At 47.7% G+C, this 20,297-nt stretch carries 7 protein-coding genes; 1 reads left to right on the forward strand and 6 read right to left on the reverse strand.

Annotated elements, in window-relative coordinates:
• Nucleotides 1–11: 11 nt before the first annotated feature.
• From ACE1OE_RS00190 to ACE1OE_RS00200, 3 genes are read right to left on the reverse strand one after another with little or no spacing between them, the layout of a single operon-like run.
• Entirely contained in the window at nt 12–5,951 is a 5,940-nt protein-coding gene (locus tag ACE1OE_RS00190; protein WP_449209685.1) for a beta-ketoacyl synthase N-terminal-like domain-containing protein, read from the reverse strand.
• Complete coding sequence (locus tag ACE1OE_RS00195) at nt 5,948–8,089, reverse strand: PfaB family protein (protein WP_449209686.1); 2,142 nt, start codon at nt 8,087–8,089, stop codon at nt 5,948–5,950. The genes ACE1OE_RS00190 and ACE1OE_RS00195 overlap by 4 nt, the downstream gene beginning before the upstream one ends.
• A complete protein-coding gene (locus ACE1OE_RS00200; RefSeq protein WP_449209687.1) occupies nt 8,089–15,882 on the reverse strand; it encodes a phosphopantetheine-binding protein in 7,794 nt (2,597 codons plus the stop codon). The genes ACE1OE_RS00195 and ACE1OE_RS00200 overlap by 1 nt, the downstream gene beginning before the upstream one ends.
• A 696-nt stretch (nt 15,883–16,578) precedes the next feature.
• Between ACE1OE_RS00200 and ACE1OE_RS00205 the strand changes: the two genes are divergently transcribed.
• The gene (locus tag ACE1OE_RS00205) at nt 16,579–17,541 is read left to right on the forward strand and encodes a 4'-phosphopantetheinyl transferase family protein (RefSeq protein WP_449209688.1); all 963 of its coding nucleotides are present in this window, start codon (nt 16,579–16,581) and stop codon (nt 17,539–17,541) included.
• Between the two features lie 144 nt (nt 17,542–17,685).
• On the opposite strand, the gene ACE1OE_RS00210 is transcribed toward ACE1OE_RS00205, so the two are convergent.
• From ACE1OE_RS00210 to ACE1OE_RS00220, 3 genes are all read right to left on the reverse strand, one after another.
• Nucleotides 17,686–18,084 (reverse strand): thioesterase family protein, encoded by a 399-nt coding sequence (locus ACE1OE_RS00210; protein WP_449209689.1) that lies wholly within the window; start codon nt 18,082–18,084, stop codon nt 17,686–17,688.
• A 264-nt stretch (nt 18,085–18,348) separates the two neighbouring features.
• Nucleotides 18,349–19,545, reverse strand: a complete 1,197-nt coding sequence (locus ACE1OE_RS00215; RefSeq protein ID WP_449209690.1) for a mechanosensitive ion channel family protein — start codon at nt 19,543–19,545, stop codon at nt 18,349–18,351.
• Nucleotides 19,546–19,710: 165 nt separating this feature from the next.
• Nucleotides 19,711–20,292, reverse strand: coding sequence for a hypothetical protein (locus ACE1OE_RS00220; RefSeq protein ID WP_102469317.1), 582 nt, complete (start codon nt 20,290–20,292; stop codon nt 19,711–19,713).
• Nucleotides 20,293–20,297 lie beyond the last annotated feature (5 nt).

The following is a 20,297-nucleotide window of genomic DNA, read 5'->3' on the forward strand; positions in this document are numbered from 1 at the left end:
TCCTTTCTCACTTAAGCTTCTTCGATGCAGATAGCAATGTCTTTCACTTCATAGATACGAAGACCGTCTTTGCTCAAGTTGGCGTCACCAACAATGATTTTCTTGCCGTCTTCATCTTTAATCGCTGTAATGTGCACATCGAGCGACATCTGTTTGTTCAACGGGTTGATTTGACCACGATATTTCCACTTCACTTCAGATTGAATCTGACCAAACTTCGGTGAACGGAAGCCCGCACCAAGGTCTTTATTTAGCGCATAGGTCTGCATCAATTCGATGATGGCTTCTACGCCTAGTGAACCCGGCATCACTGGATCTTGGTGGAAGTGGAATTGGAAGAACCAATCACTTGGATCAATCGTGCGCTCAGCGTATAAGTAGCCCAGTCCTGATTTACCACCATCACTGGTGATTTGCACATTATCGATAAAGTTCAAACGGCCACCAGCCAACTGATAATGCGGCTGTGTTGCCCCATTTGCCAATACAGGTGCATTAAAGTAACGGCTTGATTTATCAAGCAGATTAATGCTGACATCTGGCGTACGATTGTTGTCGACATGCCATGGCTGCGTCACTTTACCGTTGTCTAGACCAAGCTGATCTTTCAGCGCAGCGCCTTTGAAGTAACCAAATACCGCTTTGCCTTCATAGAAAGGGACACCATCGGTGCTCAACTCAAAGCTAAAGCTCTGTACGATGTTGGTGCCCATCATGACCGTCGACAGTAGACGAGAGTCATTGGTGATGGTTTTACCGCGTAAATCAACATTGCGCAGCATTTTGCCACTGCCGTCTAGGTTGCGGAAAAACAGTTCTTCACCAGGGAATCCTAGGGTCGTCCCCATGTAGCCTGAGATAAAGCCATTTGGCTGCAGAGAGATCTCCATCAACACTGAATACGGCATTAAGCTTTCATGGCTGTTTTCGTCGAAATACCAGGCATTGGCTGGTACTTCATACTCAGCAATACAAGACGACGGCTTTTTGAAGTCACCACGTTTACCGTTGATTTCAACTACGCGTGTCGTAAGCTGCAGATCGCCACACGGAGTACGTGGTGGGATCATTCCACGATAAATAGAGAAGTCAGGGCCGAAACATTTTTCAATGTCACCCGTTGCAAACTCAAACATATGGTACGGCGTAAACGGAACCGTATCCGGCGTGCGGTTCAGATAATCAGGTGTGATTGGCGCTTCAACGTGTTGTAAAGGAATCACGCCTTTATTTGTCGCGGTCTCTAAATCGGGGATCTGAGCCATCAACGGCGCATTGGCGGATGCTTGATTGCTCGCTTTGGTTTCGGTCGGTGCAACAGTTGCAGCCGTTAATGCCTCAACGTTTACCGATTCACTGCTACCAATAAGTTGAGGGTAGCGCGTACATTCTGCTTCTTCCTTGATCATCACGCCAAGGTTTTGGAAATCAACAATCACTTTGCCGTTCAGCAAGATATCGATGTTCGCTTTCGCATAAGGGCGTGGGCTAACACCAATTTCCGTCACTTCCATGCGGTATGTCAGCTGAGCCGATTGTGGCAATACTTGCCCACGACAACGCACTTGTTGTGGCGCATTTTCTAATGGCTGAAAGCGACCATTTTCAACTAACGTGTGCATACCAAGGTGCATCATGTAGAACTGCAGTAATTGACCACAACCTTCCGCCATCAATGAACCGGCCATCACGTTGTCATCTTTAAAGTGACATGGGAAATACCAGTGCTCTTTTTCTAGCTGTTTGTGACCTTCAATCAGACCTAAGCCCCACGTGCCGCCTTGTGGTTCTACTCGGCTCACTTGTTCAATCATCATGAACTTCTCAGAGCTAAAGCACAGAGACGGTTGATGCTGGTTAGATTGATGCGTCGGACCAAAACATTCCGCGATGTTCGCCGTCAACAGGTGACGTAATGCACTGTGATCAAACTGCGATTTCGGGCAATGTAATATTGGCTCAAAGCGTTGCTTCGTCGCTAATTGACGAGCCTTGATTTCGCTTTCGGTATGAATGACACCTTTACCATCCGCTAACTCTTCATCGGTGAAGAAACCAGCACAACCGTTATCCATTTTCAGGATCATCTTGTCGCCGATAAAACACTCGTACGAGAAGAAGAACAACAAGGTATCGCCATTACGAGCGTAGTTATTAATGGAGATATCGTAGCGCAGCGTATCACCACCACGAGGCAAGTCGCCAAGGAAGGTCAACGTACAATCTAGAAGACGGTAAACACGCTCACCTTTGTTTTCAAAATCAATACCTAAGTAGCTGATCAACATCAGATCGCACTGACCGGATTCAACCGCAACCGCCCATGGGATTTGACCATCCACTAAGTAGGGTGCGTCCACAGGAATGTCGTACTCGGTCGTCATCGTGCTTGGCTTGTATTCCAACATCGTGGCATCAAGCTTGGTTACACGAGAAACCAAAAGATAATCCGTAGTTGGCAGTCTTACACGGCGCTTATAGCTGTCGATAATAGCGTAATCTGGGCCGAAAACTTTGGCGATATCGCCTTCTGCGTATTCAACCAGATCATCGTAATCCCAGATACAAGGTTTACGAACGGGTCTCGCTGGCGCCGCGTACACATTCACAGGTTCAACGACTGGCTGAGTAGCCACCACCGTTTGAGTGACTGGAGTGGCAACGTTCGTGCCTAATGGCGAGTTAGGAGCGATATTATTAGACGCGCTATTATTAGACGCAATAGTCGTTGCGCCACCTTCTAAGCCCTGAGTGATCTCGTTCAATTGCGCTTTAAGGAGTGCATCGGCGATTTGTAAACCTTGTGCGCGATTGTGCAAAAAGGCTTGATGAACTTGCTGCGTCAATTGCTGGTTTTGCTGAAACGCAGAATCTTGAGTCGCGGATAATTGAGACGTCGGCGCGCTATTTTTAGCGGATAAAACATCAGTCATAGTGCTGTGATTACCTATTAACGGACTCTGACGGGTTGCATGTAATGCCACGCCCGTCAAAGTTGTAGAGTTGGATGATTGAATTTCAATGGCTGGCTTTGTCTTAACTGGTTTAGTCTCAACCGGCATAGCAACGGTCGCTGGCGACAACGTTGGTACTGACACCGTGCGGCGACCTGTTTTTCCAACCATTTTTTGTTGAATATGTGGCAACGTTGATAATGGCGTTTGCGTAATATGCTGATAAATATCGCGACCACCAAGGGACACCGATTTAATCAGTTGACGCTTCGCATCACTGGCTATCTCGCGCTGTAAGCGAAGTGTCAATGCTTGGGATTCAATCTTGGATTGCGAGACAAGCAATTGTGAGCATTGCCCTTCACTAACGTTAGCAATGATCGCCTGTTTGGATAGATGACCTGCGACAGGATCAGCAATACCATTGAGATTGAGTAGGCCATGAAGCAAACTCGCCATACCAGAAGCCGCTGAACAATGCCCTAACCGCTTGCTGGCTTGAGTTTGCTTAGCAACGTGGTTAACGAGTATGTCAGTGTGCCCCAAAGGCACGCCTTTCTCTGGCGCGTGGTTAAGCTCAACCACAGCAATTTGGGTTGAGTGCGTAGCAGATTGCGTCAATAACGCGTCGGTGACGGCTTGACTACGAGTACTGTTTCCAAATGCAAGCTCACCAATTTGACCATAGCTTGTGACTTTACCATCTTCAGTAATTTGGCGCGTTGCAGCGTGCTGCTCGTCAACCAAAACAATGGCACCCGCCCCTTCACCAACATTCCAACCGGCATCCTGTGGCTGCATTGCCACTGGCGTCACACTGTTCTTGAGGATAACGTGCTCGGCGCTGCCACTAAGATCAACCGCAGCAATCACAACCGCATCTAACGACTCTTGCGACATCAGATTTTGCGCGACGTCTATACAACGCGTGACCGATTGCTCTGCAGCAGAGATGGTGAACGCCGGGCCATTAAAGTCCCACAACGACGAGATACGCGACGCCATGATATTACCAATGAAACTGGTGTATTGGTTAAGCTTCGCCGCATCCATGACACTGTCCATCGCGATTGTTTCTAGCGCTTGGTATTCGTCTTGCGACAGCTCTACACCCATATTGGCAAAGCTTTCTGCCAATTGGCTGTGCAGGTTGACACGACCACGGAATTGGTGCATTTCAAGCTCAGTTTCCATCGCAACCAAGACAGCGACTTTTTGTCCAGCCACTAACTTGGCATCACGAATCGCTTCGTCCGCGACTTTCATCAACAACAGCTGCTGAGAGATCAAACGATCATCTTCATTCGGTGGAATTTTAAAACGCAGAAAATCCAGCTCAAATTGATCAATATACGCGCCCGCTGGCACCGCATTCAGCCCAAACTGGCTGAGTAACTCTGGATGCTGATCAAGCCCTTTCCAACGCTTTTTCGGCAATTCAATAAAGGCATTACCGTCAGTGTCAATCGCACGACTTAGCGCATTGATACTTGGCAATGAACCAAAGTGCGAAGCCAAACCAGCAATGCTAAGCTTTGATGCCTTCGGTGAAGCGGCGCTTGGGTGGCGTTCTTTGGTGTCCTGTTCGCTGAATGGTGACGCAGCGCCAGTACTCGAGTAGGCTTCAAGCAACAAGTGTGCGTTACAGCCGCCAAAACCAAACACCGAGACCCCGGCACAACGCTCAGAGTTACCCGATTTACTCGGCCAAGTTTGCACGTTTCTTGGTAATGTCTGCGACCCAAATAGGCCATCAGGCGACGACAACGGCGTATCGAGGTTAATACTTGGCGGTAATACGCCCTCTTTCATCGCGAAAATCATTTTCATGATTCCCGGCATGCCTGCAGCGGTAAGCAAGTGACCAAGGTTCGACTTTGCCGAGCCAATCAATGGCGCATTTGAGCCATTAAGTTTATCGGCAAAGAATCGCTCCATAGAGGTCAACTCAACTTTATCACCCAACGGCGTTCCCGTTGCATGACATTCAATCACTTCGATACTGTCCGGTGTCAGTTCAGAGGCTTCATAAGCACGTTCAAATGCCTGTACTTGGCCTTTGCTGTTCGGACTCAACACAAATTGACCACGACCATCGTTGGACAGGCCAATTCCGCTGACAACCGCATAAATATTGTCGCCGTCGCGCTCCGCATCGGCTAAACGCTTAAGCACTAATACGCCCGCGCCTTCGCCCGCAAATAACCCTTTGCTGTTGCTATCAAAAGGAACAGACACACCGTGATCGGGATAAGCGTGGAAAATCGAGAAGCCCATATTGATAAAGAACGGGTCAGCACCGGAGACCGCGCCTGCAAGCATCATGTCAGCCTTGCCCGTATTCAAATAATCGCAAGCCAGCTTCAATGAGTAAACGGAGCTAGCACAAGCAGCATCAAGGCTTAGCTGAACATTGCCAAGTCCTAGCGCATCCGCCACTAATTTAGAGGCATTGTGCGCTGCTGCGCCATTGACCGTATTCAAGTCATGCGCTTGCTCATTGGTTGGCAATAGTGAAAACTGGTCACTATTGAGCTTAGTTTGAAGCGCCTTCTCAACCACCGAGTGATACATCGGAAGAAACAGATCATTCGAGCGCGTGGTAGGAAACGACAACGCCCCCATGATGACGCCAGTACGATCAAGTACATCGGCATTTAAGGCAATACCGGCATCATCGAGTGCTTTCCGGCTCGTGTCCAGTGCCCAAAGAAAGCTCTGGTCAACGCCCTTAAAAGACGCTTCCGTGACACGGTAACCTTGACCATCAAACGCAAAGTTTTCGATGTAACCGCCTTTATCACAATAAAAGCGATCCGATTGGCCTTGGGTTCCTTGATAATCTTGCGGGTTTGCCCCCAGTTTCTCTGCGCTTAGTGTCGTGCGAGAGTCTTTTTTATCTATCAGGTTTTGCCAAAAATCTTGTGGCGTATCCGCATCAGGGTATTGGTTGGCAATACCGACAATGGCGATTTTGTTATTTTGCTGAGAACTCACACTGGCTCTCCTTGGTGATTATTTGCTGGGGTATCTGTTGCAGCCAGATCATGCGGATGTTTCAACGCATTGAGCTGCTGCTCTAGGCCTTGAATAAGAGGCGCAACAGAGAGCGGGATTTGATGCGTGATGAGTTGACCAAGACACTTAAGTAAGGTCACTACGTCTTCGCCGCCTTTGGCGTTGGTGGCAACAACACAATGTTGATTGGCAACACCATCACTTCGATTAATCTTGTCGATTAATGTACTGGTTTGCCTATCAGCGCCAACTTCGATAAACAGGCGTGCGCCTTGCTCGCGAGCACTGCGTATCAACGCAGTGAAGTCGAGTGTCGAGCAGAACGTATCAGCAATGGCGCGTGCAATACTGTCACTGTCTATTTTGACGGGTTGATTGCCCGCTGCGCTGATGAACCGAATATGCTGCGGCAATACATCAAACAACGGCTGCGTGTAAAACTCACGAACTTGCTGATGTTGACTCAGCGCGGGTGTGGTGTGCATCGCCGTCACTCGATTGGCTGCGATGCCGCGTTTACCCAATTTTTTAAGTAAAGCGCGACAGCTTTCCTCGCAACCAGCTAAGACGCACGTATCACCCTGCACAATCGCTAAGTAAGCCCTTGGGAATTCGGCTAACAGCGCCTCAATCGATGCCGCGTCACTGCGAACCACAAAACTGTTCCAACGGATATCATCCGTCTCAGTCAGGTTCCAGTCTTCACGAACCGCCGTGAGCTTGCCTGAAATAGCGGTGGTAAAAATAGGACTGGTTTGCGTCATTTCAATCAACGCATGAGGGTTCTTCCAAACATTAAGGCTGGCCCACATCGAGGCTTCACCCTTGGAATAGCCCAGCGCAAAGTCTGGCTTCACAGCGAACTCATCACAAAGCAGTTGCGTCAGTAGATAACTGCTGCCCACGCCTGCAATCGCCAGCTCACTGAGTGACATCTCTTGTGCGTCATCTGAATACGTTTTTTTCGCTTGCAGCATATCGGCCAGGTTGCCTTCACGCTCTAACCGTGCATAAAGCGATGGAAAATACTGATGAAATTCACGCAACATGCCCGGATAGACCGTACCGACACCAGGGTAAACAAACGTTACTCCACCTTGGCTGGTCGGTGCTGGAGAAAAACCACTACCCGCTGGAGTTTTGTAATGACTGTTATCGGCCATCACTTTCGGCAACGCTTGCTGTAGCGCGTTAATTTCTTGTAAGGCCGCCTCAAGCGATGCCGCTTGAATCACGATATTAGCCTGTGAATTAACAGACCGTGATTGAAACTCAAACTGCGTGAGGTTGCGGTGCATCAACGTAGTCAGTGCGAGTGCGTCATGGTCGGAGTCACGGGCACTGACAAGATCATCATTCAACTGCGTTAAGCGTGCGATTAACTCGGCTTGCGTCGTGCCCGACACGACAAACATCAATCGCGTCGCAGATAGCAACGACTTGGGTGGTTGTAAACCGGTCGCTTGAGTAAGGACTAGGCTGGTCGATACAGAGCCAGATCTATTAATACTAGAATCATTAATCACTGGGTTGCTAACACTAGAGCCATCCATAAAGGTTAACTTTGCTACGCGTGCTTTATGATGCTCAGTAAACCAATAGCCGTTCGCTAATGTGCGGCCTGAAATGGATTGAATCAAAGACGACAACGCCGAGAACTTCTCTTCAGACGTCACGGCGGACGTTGAAATTTTCTGGCTAACATCGCCGTTCGAACGCTTGGCATGCGCAAGTGCACGGTCGATACTGTGCGCTTCACTCGCCGTATTAACGTTATCCGAGGGCTCCTCAGCGGCCATTCCTGCTAGATAAGCATGCGGATGGACCTTATTTTTTGCTGCGGTGAGTGCGCTCAACATCCAGATACGTGCTGGTGCGCCAGTAACAAGATGACCAGAGGGTAACGTCTCAGCGGGATCGGCGATAAATTCTACCAAGTGCCCTTGATTAACAGCATCAATGGCAAGGTTTAAGGCAGAATTAAAATCATCGCCAATCGTGACTTTCTGAACGCTGGCTAACAAAGGCGATAAGTTGGCAGAAAGCTCAGCAGCAAGCGCTGGCTGAGCCAAAAGAGCGATGCGCAAAGGCATCGCTTGATTAGAAGGAACCGTCATTATGACAATGGCTCCTTTTCTGCTTTCAATTTTTCTGTTGCCAACGTTTCTGTTGCCAATGTTGCAGCCGGTGATTTGGCGAGAAACGCATCATTAAGGCTCTTACTGATCGTCACTTTTGCCCCTTTCATCACCGCGCTCACGCGACCATCTTTATGGTAAAGTGAGATATTCGCTTGAAGTGAACGAGCTGTGCTCTTAATCACATCCAGCGCTATCCACCCTTTCTCTCCGGCCTGCATAGGCTGATAGCAAATAAAATCACCGATTGCCGATGGCAAACTTGCCGCGCCATATTTCATGCGAGCCCAAACCAACATCGCTTGCAGTAAGTAGTCTTCCGTAAAGGGTTGGCTATCCGCAAAACCATTTTTCCCGACAAACGCACCACAATCACGGTCGGCAATGATTGGCAATTGGCACTGCGCAACTAAACTTGAGTCATCAAAACGTTCTATTGTCGTGATGCCTTGCAATCTCGGGCCGTGGAACAAGGTTCCATCGCTGTACAGTGACGCTTGCGTCGCAACGCTTCCTGCTTCATTTGCCTTAAATTGCTTCGTTAACGCGCTCGGCACATCCGATGAACATTGCACGTCGGCAACTTGTAGCTCCGCTTGATACTGAGGACGACCTTGGCAATGAATCATTGCTTTAATTCGACCCGCGGACTTCGCCAAAGGTGACAATGTCACTGTCAGCTCTTGTGCTTCATCAGTATCAAATATGACCCCTTTCAGCAGCTTGTAGTTGTGAACGCTAACGCTCACACCTAACTGTTGCTGCGCCGCTTCACGCATCCATTGAATGGCACACACTGTCGGCAACACAGGGTTACCGGCAATGCAGTGGTCTTGAATAAAAGGCAGAGCCTTTGGTTCAAGAATACGTGTCACAGTGATCGTTGTAGTTAGCGGACTCTTTGCAAGATGCACAGACTCCGCATTACGCTTTTTTACAGCGGCTTCCTTGTTGTCAGAACCTTGCATGCTCGTTCCCACAAGCAGTTGAATGCCTGTTTCGCTTAGCAGTTGAGTACTGAACAATTCAGCGCCAGCTTGTAGAGGAATAACGTAGACACCACGATCATTGAACATCTTCTTCAATGCGGCATTCACCATGCCACCATCCCATGGTCCCCAGTTAAAGCTCATCACTTTTGCTTCAGGGTGACGCGCAGAAAGTTGCAGCGCGGCTTTGTTCAAAATCTCATTAGACATCGCGTAGTCGCTTTGTCCCGTATTGCCGTAGAAACCTGCCGCTGATGAGAACATCGCGATAAGCTTAAGTTTGCTGCTATCAAGACCATTCAGTACGGCTTCAAGTCCACCGACTTTCGTGCCGTAAACCATATTCAGTTCATCGAGTGTTTTGTCTTGAATATGCTTATCGGCCAATACGCCAGCACCATGAATCAAGCCAGTAATGTCGTTAATGCCCGCCAGTGTTTTTGCCACTGATTCGCGGTTTGAAACATCAAGGCTTAGGTACTCAGCACTTGCTCCCACTTCACTGAAGGCGAGCAATGCGGCATTGATTTCAAGGCTGCTCAAGACTGGCTTTAGCAACGCATCCACTTTCTTAGGCGTTGGCTTGTCACCCGTGCTTTGCAGGTGAGCAATCGCCGCAGGCTTAAGTTCGCTTGGCTGCTTACCTTGCGCCCATTGTGGTAGTGCATCAGGCGTAATGTGTTGACTACGACCCGCTAAGATGAAATGCGATTGGCATTGTTTTGCCAATGTTAGTGCACATTCAAAGGTCACCCCTTTCGCGCCACCCGTAACCAGCACTTTATCGCTCTTTGTTAACTGGGCTGCGGTATTTTTAGTCAATGCCGAACCAGGTGTTGCAGCGACTAACGTTGCACGCCCTGATTCTTTAGCAGTGGCTTCACCGAGACCAATTTCAACGGTGTCTGTATTGACATCAAACAGCTCAGCGGTAATAGCATCGCCTAAGTGACGAGCGTCTAGCGCTGACGCGGCATCCAGTGCGCGACAAAATACGTTCGGCCATTCATGACTTAGCGTTTTAGTGAGACCAGACAGCGCTGCTTGGTTTAGCTCCGCGCCTTTTAACTGCTCGCTATCTAGGTAACCGAAGCCACCATCGATACGGCTGAGTGTAAAGAACGCACTACGACCTGTCGCTGTGTTCAACTGCGTTTTTAGATGCTTGGCAAACAAGAACGCGACAGTCAGTGACGCTTTCGCATCCGAGTTAAGGTTAATGGCTGATGCGTCACTTTCTGTGCTCGCTGCCGCTTGCAAGTGAACGAAACCCGCAATCACCTTGTTTGATTTTTTAAGCTCAGCTTCGATATCACTGATCACCGCGCCCACACCAGAATCATCGATACTGGCTAGTGTATAGCTCGCGACTTCTGAATTAAGTGGTGATGCCGCCGACATTGGGCTGCGTACTACCGCGACTTCAATACCATTCGCCGTCAGTTTTTCCGCCAACACACCCGCATTGTGACCATCATCTGTAATCACAACACACGCGTCTTTAGAGAAGCAATCGACCAGTTTATCGGCCGCTGGTAACTTTTTTAGCGCCACCTCGCTGTGTGGAGGCAATTCTGTTGCAACAGCTGCAACGATTGGCGTCGCCGTTTCAGTCACCGTAGCGGTCACTTCATTCGTTGCCGAAAGCTTGCTTTGCATGTAAGTCACGATTTCACCCAGTGTACGGCACTCGGCTAAATCTTCAGGGTTAAGCTCAGGTAGATTTGGCAATTGATCTTGAACGGTTCCTAAGATCTCGACGCGTTTAATCGAATCAATACCTAGATCGGCTTCCATATCCATGGCTAAATCTAGCATCTCTGCTGGGTAACCCGTCTTGTCCGCCACTACTTCAAGCATTGTCGCTTGAACATGTTCCGCGTTAAGACTGTTTCCAGCGGCAACTGGCGCAGCTTCCGCGACTTGAGCCGTGTCCGAGCTCAGTTTGCTGTTCATGTAATCGACGATTTCACCCAGAGTACGACACTCGGCTAAATCTTCAGGGTTAAGTTCTGGCAACGTTGGTAGCTCGTCTTGAACCGTACCAAGGATTTCAACTCGCTTAATAGAGTCGATACCAAGGTCGGCTTCCATATCCATCGCAAGATCTAACATTTCTGTTGGATAGCCGGTTTTTTCTGCCACCACACTCAGCATCGTTGCTTGAACTTGAGTCGCATTGAGACCACCCGCTACAGGGGCCGCTTCAACCGCTTGAGCTGGGCTCACACTCAGTTTGCTATTCATGTAATCAACAATTTCACCTAGCGTACGACACTCGGCAAGATCTTCAGGGTTTAGCTCTGGCAACGTTGGCAGTTCATCTTGAACGGTACCAAGGATCTCTACACGCTTAATTGAGTCAATGCCTAGATCCGCTTCCATATCCATGGCAAGGTCGAGCATTTCTGTTGGGTAGCCTGTTTTTTCTGCCACCACATTGAGCATGGTTTGCTGAACAACCGTCGCGTCTAAGCCATTGGATACTGGCGCGACGTTCACAGAAGGTTGAGCAGCGGCTGGCGCAGAATCGGCCGGTAATTTGCTGTTCATGTAATCGACGATTTCACCCAGAGTACGACACTCTGCCAAATCTTCTGGGTTTAGCTCTGGTAACGTTGGTAATTCGTCCTGCACGGTACCTAGAATTTCTACGCGCTTGATAGAGTCGATACCAAGGTCCGCTTCCATATCCATTTCTAGATCGAGCATCTCAGTTGGGTAGCCGGTCTTCTCGGCGACCACTTCTAACATGGTTTGCTGAACGACCTTAGCATCAAGACCATTCGTTGCGGTGTTAGGAGCTGTGTTAGGTGCTGATACTGGCGCGTTAACCACCGCTGGCATCTTGCTGTTCATGTAAACAACAATCTCACCGAGTGTACGACACTCTGCTAAATCTTCTGGGTTTAGCTCTGGAAGGTTTGGCATTTCATCTTGCACGGTCCCTAGAATTTCCACGCGCTTGATAGAATCAATACCAAGGTCCGCTTCCATATCCATGTCTAGATCAAGCATCTCAGTTGGGTAACCGGTTTTCTCCGCTACCACGTCTAACATTACTTTTTCTGCGTCCGCTGTCGCGACTGGTGCCGAAGTGACAGGTGCAGAGACCACTGGAGCAGGTGCAATTGGCGCCACTACTACTGGTGCTGCTTTTACAGCCTGTGCTTGCGCGACCGGTGCTTGACGTTGTGGCGTAACTTGAGTCGGTGCCGCGGCTTGAGTGACGGGCGCTGCGACTGGTTCATGAGAAACAGGTTCATGAGAAGCAGCCGCTTGGGTTACAGGAACTTGGGTTACAGAAGCCTGAGCGACAGGCGCTGGTGCTTGCTGAGTCACGATAACAGGAGCCACAACTGGTGCTACTTGCGTCGCGGCTTGTCCTGTTAGCATCGTCAATGCAGACGTGTTGCTGTTGGATTGCTGCTGTAAGTATTGTGCGTGCGCTTGAAGTGTTTGCGCTTGATGTTGATGGAACATTTCCATCGAACGCTGCAAGCTGTCTGGGATAGCAACACCGGCCGTGGCCATTTTGGCTTGCTCTGACATTAAGGTATTGAACGTATCCCCGTATTGCTGAGGAATCGCCAAGAACTGTTGATGTACTTCAGCGGCTTGCTGTTGAGCGTTGAAGAAAGATTGTAGCGAAGACTCATCTACCGAGACCGCTTGCACTTGCTTAACTTGGGCAGCGACAGGCTGAGCTATCGTTGCGCTCTGTGCGGAAGCTTGCTCAGCCGCAACAGTGACAGGCACTTCCACGTATTCTGTTTTAATCACTTCTTTTTCCACAATTTTTTCAACTTCAACTTCGACTTTGACTTCAACGATTTCCGTTTTTGCCGTTACGCTACCCGTCGCTAAAGACTTGTCCATCTTGTTACGAGTAGACGGGCTGATGTAGTTCGTCGCGTTTAGCTTGATGTTCATCGGCGATGGCTTGGCAGGCGCGGCAATTGGCGCTTGGTACGGGTCAATATTGTCAAGAGCGACACCCGCAACACAAAGCTGGACGGCAGCCAAACGTAACTGTTGGTCGCTGTCACCTTTAGGGCTTGGGTTGATACTGATAGTGCAAAGCGCTTCGCTCTTATCTGCCAGTGTTTTCTCTACCAACTTCTGAAGGATATTTTTAGGTCCAAACTCAACAAAGACGCGTGCGCCTGCTTCATACATTGCTTCAAGCTGCTCACTAAAGCGAACCGACTGCAGCATATGCTGTTTGAAGGCTTTCTTAATGGCTTTGCCATCTTTGCCGTGAAGTTTGCCCGTTGCATTCGCGTACAACGGCACGGTTGGTGCGCTGAACGTGGCCTTATCAATAGCGGTAGCGAACGGTTTTTGCGCGTGGGCCACTAATGGCGTATGGAATGCACCCGATACTGGCAATGCAATGGCTTTAAAACCTTGTTCTGTCAGCGCTGCTGCAGCTTGTTGTGCGGCATCGGTTGGGCCGGCAATAACCAATTGAGTCGGAGCATTGTAGTTCGCGATGCTTACCCCCTCGAACGCACTAATGCACGCCTCAACGGCAGCAAGCTTGTCGGCATCCAGAATAACCGCGTACATGGTACCGCTGTCGCCTTGCTCTGGCGTTGCCGCCATGGCGTCGCCACGAGCAAACGCAAGTTGGTAGTAATCATCTTGCGAAATCACACCTGATGCACACAAGGCACTCAATTCACCAAAGCTGTGACCTGCGACCATGTCCGCTTTAAATCCAGCCTGAGTCATGATGTCGAACTGACCCATAGACAAGGTGCCGATAGCACTTTGCGCGTTGGCGGTATTGGTTAATACCGATTGCTGTGCTTTCTCTGCGTCTGCAGTGAACGTTGGAATAGGGAAAAGAATCTGGGATAGCGCGGTTTTTTTATGCTGACCAAATACTTGATCGGCTTTCGCTAATTGTTGGCGCATTTCTGGGTAGTGACAAGCCAGTTCGCGACCCATGTTGAGGTACTGTGAACCTTGGCCGGCAAATAGCGCGGCAACCTTAGTCGTGCCCTTCTTCGCAATCAGCGCTGACTCACGGTAGCTTGTACCGTTAGGGAGCTGCCAATATGGCTTGTCTTGGCTGTCCATCATTGCGATAACTTTTGCTAACTGAGCTTGCAAGTCAGCGTGGTCTGTCACCACTAAGCCCAAACGAGCATGGGATGCGTCTAATTCGCGCAGTCCATGTTGCTCGGCCAGCGCAGTCAACTCAATCTTATTGTCGCTAACATTGCTAGCAATTTGCTTAAGGTCAGCGATGAGCGCGGCGCGAGTCGCAGCACTGAATAATAAGGTTTGTGGTACTTGACGCTGACGATACTGATCGCCACGCGCATGCTCTTGGGTATATTCTTCTAATACCACGTGGAAGTTCGTTCCACCAAAGCCGAATGAGCTGATACCCGCACGACGCGGTGTACCGTCCACTCGACGCATCCAAGGACGCGTTTGGGTATTGAGATAAAACGGTGAGTTTTCGATATCGAGCTTAGGATTCGGGCTAGAGACATTGATCGTGGCAGGCAATACCTTATGGTGTAGTGCCAACGCCGCTTTAATCAGTCCAGCGGTACCCGCGGTTGATTTAGTATGACCGATCTGAGATTTCACCGAACCCAATGCAATGTGTTGCTTTTGCTCGTTGTCTTCACTGAATACTGAGTTTAAGCCACCAAATTCAGCCACGTCGCCCGCAGCAGTGCCCGTACCGTGCGCTTCTAGCAAACCAAGTGTATGCGGAGCAAAACCAGCATCATCATAGGCACGTTTCAGGGCTTTGGCCTGACCTTCAGGACGAGGCGCATAAATACTCTTAAACTTACCATCAGAAGATGAACCTACACCTTTGATCACAGAGTAGATTCTATCACCGTCACGTTCTGCATCTTCAAGACGCTTTAGCGCAACCATGCCAATACCTTCGCCAATCATCATCCCTTTCGAATCGATATCAAAAGGTTGAATGGTTTCATTGGTGGTGAACGCTGGTGTCTTAGAGAAGCTCATGTACATGGTTGGTGAGTTATCAGTACACACACCACCGGTAATCATCATTTCACTGCGCCCTTCCACCAACTCGCTCAACGCCATGCGCATTGCTGCCAGTGAGCCTGCACACGCCGCGTCCACGACGCAGTTAATGCCGCCAAGATCGAAACGGTTAGCGATACGACCAGAAATCACATTGCCCAACGAGCCTGGGAATGAGTTTTCTTCCCAGTGAATGTATTGGTCTTGGAATTTCTTAATCATCATTTCGCTGTCTTCGTCGCTAATACCACTGCTCTTGAAGACTTTCTTCAGCACTGGGTATTGCAAACGAGCGTTTAGGCTTTGAGCGATCTTTTGACCACCACCCACGCCAAGCGTAATACCGATCTTGTCGCGGTCATAGCCTTCAGGCAGTTTCGCGTCTTCGAGCACTTCTTTGGCAACAATCAGCGATAGCAGTTGTGATGTATCAGTCAGCTCTAGGATATTTGGCGGTAAACCAAACTCCATTGGGTTGAAATCAACCTCTGGAATAAAACCACCACGCTTACAATACGATTTGTCGGGTGTTGTTCTATCTGAATCGTAGTAATCCTCTGGACGCCAGTGTGTGTCCGGAACTTCAGTAATCGCATCAATTTTTTCGCTGATCAAATCCCAAAATTTGTTCAAGTAGCGAGAGTTGGCAAACATGCTTGCCATACCAACAATCGCAATTGGCATATCTTTGAGGCGTTTATTCAGTCGAGTATCGTCTACTGATTCGGGTGTATTTGTATCGGGTTGGCTCATTATGAGTCTCCACTGGAAATCACAGAGGGTGATGTCATGTTTTGATGCTGGGCTTTTGGGTATAGGGAAGAAAAATCTGTTGTAGATTTTAAAAAGCGCAGCCGAAAATTTAGGTTGCTAGCTATTGGCAACCAGGGTGAAATTCGACCTATAAAATGCAATTTATTGCACTTAGTGAGGTGATGGTTCATGCGCAACGTCTGCGCTGGCTAACTGGGGCGATGCTCATTAAATCCTGCTTAAAATACGACCAAGCTTGGCTCGTGACGTCGCGATAAAAATGATTAAGTATCTGTCATGGTTGAGCAGGCTACCGGACACGGCTTTTTGATACAATGCTCATACCGCTCATGACCATCTCTTCAGACCAGTTGAAGAAAGACAAAAATACGATTAATGCACAAATACTCACACTAAAGCACTGATTAAAAAGAGATTAGAGCAATTACTCGATAATTTTATACAAGATTGTGACAAAATGCGATCTAGCTATCATTTTCATAAGTTTTGTAATTTCAACCCTGATAAATAAGGGCAAACAGCAAGATATGTCAAAATAATCCTTGCAAGCCAAAATGCTATACTACGCTAGTTTTATGACATTAATTAGCTCAAAAATGTCGATAGATTCATTGCTATATAGCGGGTATGATTCGAGGGTTTTAAATACATAACTATACAATGAGGAGTAATTATTTGGATGGTCGTTTAAAGGTCATATTATGGCTCTGCCCTCTTCGCGACTTGCCAACAGAAGCTGAGCTTACCAGTGTAATAACGTCGTGGTTAAGCGATGAAGAATTGCACAAGGTCAACCGCTACCGAAAGCAAGACTCTCAAGTTCAAGCGCTCTTTGTGCGAGGTTTTTTACGTGCCATATTGTCTCAATATTCTGATATTAAGCCGGCACAATGGCGTTTTGAATACGGAGATAAAGGCAAGCCGCGGTTATGCTCGAAGCAAAAGCAACAAACCGGCCTGGACTTCAACCTAAGCCATAGCAAAGACCACTTATTGATCGGCGTTTTACAAAGTCATCATAGAGAACATACGTTAGGTGTGGATATAGAGCACGCAAGACAAGGAACCGACATTTATTCAATCATGAGTCACTACTTTGCAAATAGTGAAGTTCAGGAACTGATGAGACTGGAAGAAAACGCACAACGCGAGCGTTTTTTTGATGTGTGGGCACTAAAAGAATCGTACATCAAGGCAACGGGGAAAGGACTCGCTACTTCATTAAAGCGTTTCTATTTTGATTTTTCAAACCAACAACGACAACACTTAACGCTTAATGAGACTCAAGGCCCTCAAAAAAAAGAACGTCATTTCGAAATATACCGCCAGCTTCCAATTATATTTATTGGCGATGACCATTCTCAAACAGAGGGTTCACAAGCAGAGCAGTCATCAAGCAACAGTTGGGTAACCACCGAGAGAAGAACAACAAAAGATCCCGATACAGTAGATACAGTAGATACAGTAGATACAGTAACTTTGCTTTCATCTACATCACATTGGCAAAGTATTCTTGGACGTCTGGATAGTGATTATCGCTTTGCTCTGACGGTGGGAGGGAGCAAAGGTGAAATTTTACTAGAGATGAATACCTTTACCCTAACCAACCTAGAGCAAGAAAACTTAAATCAAGCATAAAATATGCGAAACTAAAACAGGTAAAGCGCTCACTATAAAGCGCTACCTAGCGCCTAGCCAGACGCATCGTTTCAGGGAGATGAAAGGATTGGAGTTTCACGGCTATATGCTTCGACGGTATACCCATGAAATAAGGTTACCGCACTACTGAAACATTGCCTTCAAAATATCATCCGGTACCGGTTGCAGGCGTTTTTCTTTATCAAGGCACACCATTTCAATATCGCCGATGACAGCAGGCTTAGTCGCGCCCTTACGCCAAACTTCCTGCCGCCATAAGGTTTTGTACTTTCCATCCAACTCAAACGATGTGCGAATGTCACATATTTCCGCAAACTCTACGCCATCTTGAAAGGTCATATTCGCTTTATAAACCGCAAAACCTAAACCATGGTTATTCCAAAGCTCTGCCAGCTTATCACTGCCAAGCACATGCTCGCGGGCACGCTCAAAGTACTTTAGAAAATTAGGATGATAAACCACCCCGGAGTGATCCGTATCTTCATAATAAATTTGTACGGGATGGTGAAAGGTCTTGCTCATTAGTCGATGATCTCGTGATTGGCTTAAGATTGATATTCGTTTCGCTGATGAGTTGCTTAAATAGCAACCACCAGCATAATTGTACTGCACAGCGTTGCACTCTACCCTATCTCTTTCTGTCACTTCAATGAGCGCGGGCAAAGTTAATGACTAGTCAGACCTCAGAGGGGACAGCGGATGGGCTGATCTGTTTGAACTGTTAATTGTTAGTCGCTATGAGCGGTAACTTCTTGAGTAGTCGCGACCTGAGCCGTTGTAGTTTCACTAGGAAGCCTTTTGCGACATGTGGCTTAGTGGGGGGTCAAAATACATTACGTCTTGGAACGCTCTTAGATCAAACAAGTATAAAATTGAATAGAGATGCTCAAATATCTCCGACTGGACTTCTTCAAAGTGATTCCAATCAGTATTTCGCGTAAAACAATAAATCTCAATGGGCACCCCTTTCGCGGTTGCACTTTGTTGACGAACAATCATGGTGTGTTGATCATTAATGTCAGTGCGAGACTTAAGGTAGGCCTCGACGTACAAGCGGAACAACCCTGCGTTTGTTATGCACCGTTTGTCAATATTATCACCCATTTCTTTGAGTTTATGGCTTTCACAAAGTTGTTGGATCTGAGTGCTAATCAGTGGTACGTGAGCCAACTGATTAACCTTATCCATCGTCAAGAACTTAATGCTACTGATGTCTAATGAGATTGACCTTTTTATGCGACGCCCCTGTGTGGTCATGCTTCGCCAATTTTTTAACCCAACATTCAAGATCTCATAAGTGGGTATTATAGAGGTAGTTTTGTCCCAGTTTTCAACGGTAATAACACTTAAGGTGATGTCTTTAATAACGCCATCAGCGTCGTACCGTTCTACTTCGATCCAATCCCCTTTACGAACTAATCGATGTATGTTGATTTTAACCGCTGTGACCATCCCTAAGATGCTGTCTTTAAAAACAAGTAACAACACCGCAGACATCGCACCAATACTACTCACAAAAGCCATCGGCGGGATTTCCAGTAAAATAGCCAGCATCATAATAATCATCAACGCTGAGCTTGCGAGCTTAATCAGTTCCGCAAACGGCTTAATGGGTATATTAGTCAGCTCATCCTTGTCGGTAATCTTGGCCTCTAAAAAATCAAGTACTGAGTGCATCATGAGCACTGCGAATAAGATAACCCCGACTTCAGCTAGCTTGCTATACCACCCTTGCACACCAAAATAACGGAACCAAAAAATGGAAAAGACAAAGCCAACGAAGTACTGAGAACGATGAATAAATCTCACTTCATAGGTTTTTTTAACTCGATTCAATTTAAAATCAAGACCGCGAGTTAACGTGGCGCGTACCAACCATGGGATGAGACAAAACGAGATGATGGTTGCTGCAATCTGAAAGAAATGCTTCTCCGTCTCAGAGAATGTTTGGTAAAGGCTTTTTAGATATTCAAGATAATCCATAGTGAGATCTTATTTTAGGAGGAATGGAGATAGGTGCTTGAAGTCGCTTTCTACTGTCGTAGTTGGCGATACTGTCATGCCGAGTCGTAACAGGTAATCCAATCACCTCGAGATATAGCGAAGGAAGGAGCACCTGTGTCTGGGTAATCATCAAAATGCTCAAGGCTATTGAGTGAGGCGTTTCAACTCGCTTTCTAAGTCATTCATTGCCTTTTGCGTTTTAAACTCTTCGTACATGGCTTCTTGGTCATTAGGATCTATCTGTGCACCAGTGCTCGCTACAAGGTCATCAAAATAAGTGGCTAACGTCGCGCTATCAAGAACCGCCATCGCACAGACTTGACGCTGGCCAAAGATCTCGCCAACGTCGAGTTTAACGATCTGAGAATGTCTTAACCTCACTTGTGATATTTGTTTACTTACCGATTCAAACGTCTCGCCAACCGAGGTTCCATCGGTATTGCTAACCAATACCGTGGCATGGCGATCCATATTGGTTGCCTTCATATTAATTGATTGAATCAGGCTGGTTCTTGCTTGGCTCTCCGCTCTTTTTTTATCCAGACTAAAGTTTCCTGATGACGAGGCACAACCTACCGCTGCTAATCCATCATCAACGGAAGGCGAATGTACCCAATCTCCTAACTGCTTTTGCTCATTGGCATGGGCAACCGTTACGGTTACCGTTAAAGACGTCATAACCAAGGTGAGCAGTGTTTGGGAAAATGACTTAGATCGACGTTGCATGGTGT

The organism is Vibrio sp. E150_011, from assembly GCF_053544015.1.